We start from the raw sequence: 6,016 nt of genomic DNA on the forward strand, positions 1-6,016 counted from the left end.
ATAATCGTTTAGTGGATAACATGGCCCAAGGTTGGTCACAATGGGCCTAACGGAGACAAACGTGGACTCGCGTCTGATTGAGTATTTCTTGCGAGTTGCCGAGCTTGGAAGCATCAACAAAGCGGCGACGGACCTCAGGCTTTCCCAGCCAGCGCTATCGCGACACATTGCACTTCTCGAGCACCAGGTCCGAGCCAAGCTGTTTACTCGAACGCAAGGCGGGGTGCTGCTCACGGAAGCAGGAACGTTACTGCTTGAACGCGCTCGCCCGATACTTCGCCAATTGACCAAGCTCGTCGAACAGGTTGGCGACCGCGCCGCAGGACAGCTTTCGATTGGTGTCGCACCGTCATGGCGGTATCTTTTCACCTCGAAGTTCATACCCCGTTTGGTCGCCGAGTACCCTGGTGTTTCCCTGCGCGTGCATGAAGGCGCAAGTCATGAACTGCGGGAAGTGATGCACTCTGGCATGCTGGACCTCGCAATCGTGCCGTTCGAGGGTTCACCGCCGCAGGGATATGCCCACACGCCGCTCATTCGGGAGCCGCTCATACTCGTCGGTAAAAAGGCAGATGAACTGCAACCGGACAAGCCGGTCGCCTTGTTGAAGCTGGACAACCTCCAGCTAGCCCTGCCTGGAAGGCCGAACGTCATCCGCACAACGATTGAGAATTCGATGTCGCGTCGAGGCTTCGAATTCAAGACGCTCTTCGAAATCGATGCGATGCACTTGTCGATGGAACTTGCGCGCCAGGGGGTGGCCGATACGATTACTCCATGTTGTGCGGTCAGCGGCAACCCCTACTGGGAAGAGTCGCTTTCCTGGAGTCCCATTCGTGGCGCATTCATGACTTGGGCTCTGTGCGAGAACACAGCGCGGTCGCACTCACAAGCGGTCCGTGAAGGCCAGCGGCTGGTGCTTCAGGTCGTCAACGAAATCGTGGAAAGTGGTATCTGGCTTGGCGCGGAAAGACTCAAGAAGACAGCGGAGGCGCCCTCCATCGAGTTTTACGAAGAAACGTAAGAGCGAGGGTCTCGTACCCAACGATTACCGGCTGGCCGATGTTTCAGGGAATCGACCAGCCGCGAAAAAGTTAGAACAAGGTGCGCATACCCAATCGAAGTACGGTTTGATTCTGGCTGGACGAAGTGGCAAATGTGCCGTTGACTGAGGCCACTGCACCGGCCCCGCTAGCCCGTTGGTAGATTGCGTTCACGTAGACGTCGGTGCGTTTGGACAGCAAGTAGTCGAAGGTCAGTCCGCCCTGATTGGAGTGGCTGTTGTCCAGCTGGTCGTTACCCTTCGCGTAGATGTAGTTCGCGTAGAGGAAAGTGTCGGGCGCAAACTTAACCAACCAGCCTGCTTCGTAGCTGTCGACATGGCCATTCGTGAATGTATTGCGCGTGTTCGTATAAAGCACGTCCAAGGCAAGCATACCGAAGTCATAGCGACCACCGAACCCGTAGTTCCGAATGCCATGATGCCCATCATCAATGCCGTCTTCCTTCGAATACGTATAGGCCGCATTCAGGCGTAACGGTCCATTATTGTAATTGGCACCGAAACTCATCAAGTTATTGCTGCCGGTCTGTCCGGCGATATTGCTAAAGCCGTACATCGCGCCGAAGTCGAAGCCTGCGTATGTCTTCGACGTATATTTGATGGCGTTCGGTGTCGCTTCACCGCCTGCGATGCGAGTATAGTCAAAAGTGCCAAGCGGAGCTCCGAGCTTGGCAAATGGTCCGCCGGGCAGCTGGTAGAGGCTGACATAAGGAATCTGATGTCCCCAGCGCGCAATCGAGAGATTGTCGAACATATAGTCGAACTGGCGGCCCAGCGTCAGCGTCCCGTACGGCGACGCGATACCAACGTAGGACTCTCGGCCGGTGAAGGCGCCGCCGTTCTGCTTCCCGGTATTGATGTCAGGCATTGAGTCCATCACGAAGAACGCTTGAAGACCTCCTCCGAGGTCTTCAGTGCCGCGGATGCCCAGAAGATTCGGAGCCTGAATGCCCGAGGCCATCTGCACGAGAGAGTGGCCACTAGCATTACTGACATAGGTTACGCCTTCGTCGAGCAGCCCAAAAAGCGTGACCGAACTCTGGGCGTAGCTCTGAAGCGGGATTGCCGCAAGCGCGACGGTGAGCAGTTTTTTGTTCATGCTCGTTCCTTATTTGGGCACACGGGTGCCTTTGCCCGAACTCCAAGAGCTGGGCGTGGTTTTGACTGGTTGGGATTGCGCGGGCGCGACGGCAGACGACCGCCTCACGGACAGCGAGGTCCGTGAGGCTCGTCCCTTAGCTTTCGTTACTTCGAGCCCAAGAGCACGAACAAAACGGTTGCTGGCTCTGCGCTGAGGTTGCGCCAAGCGTGGCGCGTGGCACGTTGCACGACGAAGTCTTTTGGTTTCAGCTTTCGCATCTGACCGTTATCCAACTCGAGGTGGATTTCGCCTGAAAGGACAACACCGTAATCGAGCGTCTGAGTCGTGTGCATGCCAGGGTTGTCGGCCTCAAACGCCTCGGCAAGACCCGGCAATTTCTCCATCTGCTCGCGATGTGCCGCCATGCCATCGAAACCGTCTGAAGCGAAGACGGCGTCGGGCGGGAACGTGACGAGCAGTACGCGACTTTCATCGGCCGCTGGTACCCAAGATTCTGGCCACTTTCCCGATTCCTCAAGATGCTCGATGGAAGGGGCGACAGTTCCGCCCGTCGCCCAAAGCATTGAAACTTCGAATCCGGGCACAGAAGCGAAAGACGCGCACCACGGCGCGGGACCGTCACTAGCGAAGGTCGAGGCGCCACTTCCGTCGCGGCCAGTTACGACACGTCGAGTCATTTTGGCCTCCGGCTCAAACCAGCGTCGGATTTATGACGACGTTCGTGAAGCCACCATGCCGGTGGTTGACCGCCTCCAGTGCCTCGTTGATTTGTTCGAGCGGGAAAACTTCATGTTCGAACACGGAAAGGTCGAGGGTGCCCGAATCGGCCATGGCAGCCATATTCTCGCCTTCGGCCGGCGTGAACCAGAGCGAGCCGATGAGCGACTTTTGTTGGCACATGAGCGGGAATGGCTCTAGCGGAATCGGGTCCGACACCCCGCCGACCGAGACCATTTTTCCGCCGCGTCGCATCGCAGAGAAGGAATCCAGTACGTTCGACACCGGTGCATTCGGTCCGAGGCATTGCAGCACGGCATCGACGCCGAATCCGTCCGTTGCCTCCATCACAACGTCGTGTACGGGACGCTCCCCGAGTGGCACGGGGTGGATTCGTTCCGGTGCGAGCTCTTTCAATTGAGCCAGGAGTTCCCGGTTCCGACCGGTCGCGAAAATCTTTCGTGCGCCCATGCCAAGGGCGCAGAGGGTCCCGCCCAACCCGAGCGTACCGGTGGCACCGTCAATGACAAGAGTCTGCCCTGCCTCGAGCGAAGCCCGACGCAGTCCGGCATAAGCCGTACCGATGTAACCGAAGCGTGCTCCTTGTTCGAAGGAAATCGACTCCGGGAGCTGCACCAGATTGGTCGCCGGCGCAGTCAGATATTCGCCGAAGCCACCGTAGGGGTAATCCTCGAAGAGGCGTTGTGAGCCGGTGCCGAATCCGAAATAGCCCTGGAACGTATATGCCGGACAGTTTGTGTTGTCGCGTCTACGGCATGCCGGGCAGCTGCCACAAGAAAGACCCGGGTTGACGTATACGCGGTCGCCGGGCTTTACGCCTACGACGTGGCTGCCGACTTGTTCAACGACACCAGCCGCGTCAAGACCGTAGATTGCCGGCAGCTTGGGCAGAGGGAGGAAAGGGAACCATTCAGGATAGTGAGCGACAACGTTATGCAGATTCGGGACTACGCCACATGCCTGAACCTTGACGAGGACATCCGTTGGACGGGGCTCGGGAACAGGGATTTCATCGACACGAAAAGGGTCTCCGACCTTATGCAAACGCGCAGCACGCATGGTTTTCATACATCGTCTCCGTTGAATATTATATGTACAACTGATTGAATAGCGAGGTTCTTCAGCTTCGCTTCGAAACACGCCCGTGAATACAGACGTTGCTGGGCGAGACGACCAACCGTTTCTATCAGCCATTCAAACAACTGAAAACAACAGGCTGGCCGAACGCTTCGCATAACTCCGTCGAGATTAAGGTACCGCAGGCTTGATTGCTTCAGTTATGCAATCCGCCTATACCAGTTATTCAACGGGATGTCTCAGTCGGTTCTGTAGTGCAAATGGGTGAGACTGAACACCAACGAAACACTGCGTCGGAGCGATGAGCCCCGCATCGCTATCCGAGCTGCTTACTGAGAGATTACGACGTTCACAAATCCGCCTACACGACGTTCTGCGTCAGCAAGAGCCTCATTGGCCTGGTCAAGAGCGTAGGTGTGGTGCTCAAATACGCTGAGGTCCAGCGTGCCCGCGGCGACCATGGCCGCCAAGTCCTGGCCTTCCGCCACCGAAAACCAAAGCGAGCCGATGAGGCTTACCCGTGCACACATGAGTTCGTGCATGTTGACCGGCATCGGGTCAGACATCGCGCCAATCTCAACCAGACTTCCGCCGCGTCGCAGTGAAGAGATGCAGTCAAGCGTGATTTGGTGCGACGCACCAGGACCGATGGCGTCTACCACTGCGTCAACCCCGGTCCCTTCGGTCTCTGCAAGTATCCAGTCCTTTAATGTTCCAGAGCCGTACGAGAAAGTGCGAATTCTCGTTGGGTCCAACGCTCGCACACGAGCAAGGTTTGCTTCGTTGCGCGCGACGCAAAGAATCTTCGTGGCGCCCATTGCGCGAGCAATTTGAACGGCGCAAAGCCCGAGCGTGCCGGTGCCTCCGCAAATCAACAGCGTCCGCCCTGCGGCCACGCCTGCCTTCCGCAAGCCTGAATACGCCGTCCCTAGGTAACCGAAGCGTGCGGCTTGCTCGAAGCTGACCTGTTCTGGCAATTTCACCAACCCGTCGGCGGGAGCCGTTGCATACTGGCACAGGCCACCGTATGGATAACGCCGGTAGATTTCCTTCGAACGCGGGCCGAAACCAAAGTACCCTTGAAACGTGAAGGCTTGGCAGCTGATTCGGTCCCCAATCCGACAGGCGTGACACGTACCACACGAGCGTCCTGGATTGATATACACGCGGTCGCCGACGGCAAAGCCCGTGACATCGCTGCCAATCTCCACGACGACCCCTGCGGTGTCTAGTCCGTAAATTGCCGGCAAATCCGGCACAGTGAGGTAGGCGCGTTCGCCGTAGCTGCGCATGACATTGCGCAGGTTTGGAACGATTCCCGATGCTTTCACTTGCACGACCACATCGGTCGCTCGTTCAACTCGCGGCCTTGCAATCTCGTCGAGCCGAAAGCTTCCACCGGGTTCGTGTAATCGCATCGCGTGCATAGTGGCAGTGTTTTGCATAATCAGTCTCCGAAAATTGACTGCGGGTCGCACAGGTGACATCCGCATCGAACAAGTGCTACGAATAGCGTGTTCTCGGTCTCGCCCGTATCACCTCGAACGAGAACATACAAGAAAATAGGTGTACTAATGTTACGTGGCACATGGGCCGGCTATCTGCCCACGCTTAACTGAATCAGTTAGCGGTGTCGCTACCGCCTAGCTCGACCTGCAAGTCGGCTTTTAGTTTGAGCAAGCGTTCGGCCATTTCCTGCTTTTGAGGAAGAGCACGGGCTGTGGGAGCCACAATCGCTACAGCATATTGACCGTGGACCGTATCGATTGCGACGGCCATGGACGAAACGCCTGCCATTGATTCCTCCGACTCCCAGCCGAATCCGGCTTCGCGAGTTTCAGCTACGATGCGCCTAAACTCGGCGGCATCGGTCACCGTAGCCTCCGTCATCTTTTCCAAATCTGCGCCGAGCAGAAATTCATCATCGACCTCTGGGTGCAGAGCCAATAGTGCGCGGCCGCCACTTGTGCAATGAAGTGGAAGGTCGCCGCCCACTCCTGGCGTTACCCTCAAAACGTGTTCCGCGACAACGGTAT

Annotated in this window: 6 protein-coding genes; 1 reads left to right on the plus strand and 5 read right to left on the minus strand. The window is 57.2% G+C overall.

Annotation, left to right across the window (positions count from 1 at the left end; all coding sequences use genetic code 11):
- Nucleotides 1–61: 61 nt before the first annotated feature.
- The gene (locus tag IAG25_RS38865; RefSeq protein WP_187609591.1) at nt 62–1,024 is read left to right on the plus strand and encodes a LysR family transcriptional regulator; all 963 of its coding nucleotides are present in this window, start codon (nt 62–64) and stop codon (nt 1,022–1,024) included.
- Between the two features lie 70 nt (nt 1,025–1,094).
- Here IAG25_RS38865 and IAG25_RS38870 read toward each other — a convergent pair whose 3' ends face one another.
- The 5 genes from IAG25_RS38870 to IAG25_RS38890 form a co-directional block, all read right to left on the minus strand.
- Nucleotides 1,095–2,162, minus strand: a complete 1,068-nt coding sequence (locus IAG25_RS38870) for a porin (RefSeq protein ID WP_187609592.1) — start codon at nt 2,160–2,162, stop codon at nt 1,095–1,097.
- 146 nt (nt 2,163–2,308) lie between these two features.
- Complete coding sequence (locus tag IAG25_RS38875) at nt 2,309–2,842, minus strand: cupin domain-containing protein (protein ID WP_187609593.1); 534 nt, start codon at nt 2,840–2,842, stop codon at nt 2,309–2,311.
- A gap of 13 nt (nt 2,843–2,855) precedes the next feature.
- A complete protein-coding gene (locus IAG25_RS38880) occupies nt 2,856–3,971 on the minus strand; it encodes an alcohol dehydrogenase catalytic domain-containing protein (RefSeq protein ID WP_187609594.1) in 1,116 nt (371 codons plus the stop codon).
- Nucleotides 3,972–4,309: 338 nt separating this feature from the next.
- On the minus strand, nt 4,310–5,425 hold the full coding sequence (locus tag IAG25_RS38885; protein ID WP_255504311.1) for an alcohol dehydrogenase catalytic domain-containing protein: 1,116 nt from the start codon (nt 5,423–5,425) through the stop codon (nt 4,310–4,312).
- 175 nt (nt 5,426–5,600) lie between these two features.
- Nucleotides 5,601–6,016 (minus strand): IclR family transcriptional regulator C-terminal domain-containing protein (locus IAG25_RS38890; RefSeq protein ID WP_187609595.1); only part of this gene is annotated, 416 nt, incomplete at its 5' end.

The organism is Caballeronia sp. EK (assembly GCF_014384845.1).
Lineage (GTDB): Bacteria > Pseudomonadota > Gammaproteobacteria > Burkholderiales > Burkholderiaceae > Caballeronia > Caballeronia jiangsuensis.

Coding starts and splice junctions, on each gene's coding strand:
- IAG25_RS38870 (WP_187609592.1), bottom strand. CDS start 2,162: ATGAACAAAAAACTGCTCACCGTCGCGCTTGCGGCAATCCCGCTTCAG.
- IAG25_RS38875 (WP_187609593.1), bottom strand. CDS start 2,842: ATGACTCGACGTGTCGTAACTGGCCGCGACGGAAGTGGCGCCTCGACC.
- IAG25_RS38880 (WP_187609594.1), bottom strand. CDS start 3,971: ATGAAAACCATGCGTGCTGCGCGTTTGCATAAGGTCGGAGACCCTTTT.
- IAG25_RS38885 (WP_255504311.1), bottom strand. CDS start 5,425: ATGCAAAACACTGCCACTATGCACGCGATGCGATTACACGAACCCGGT.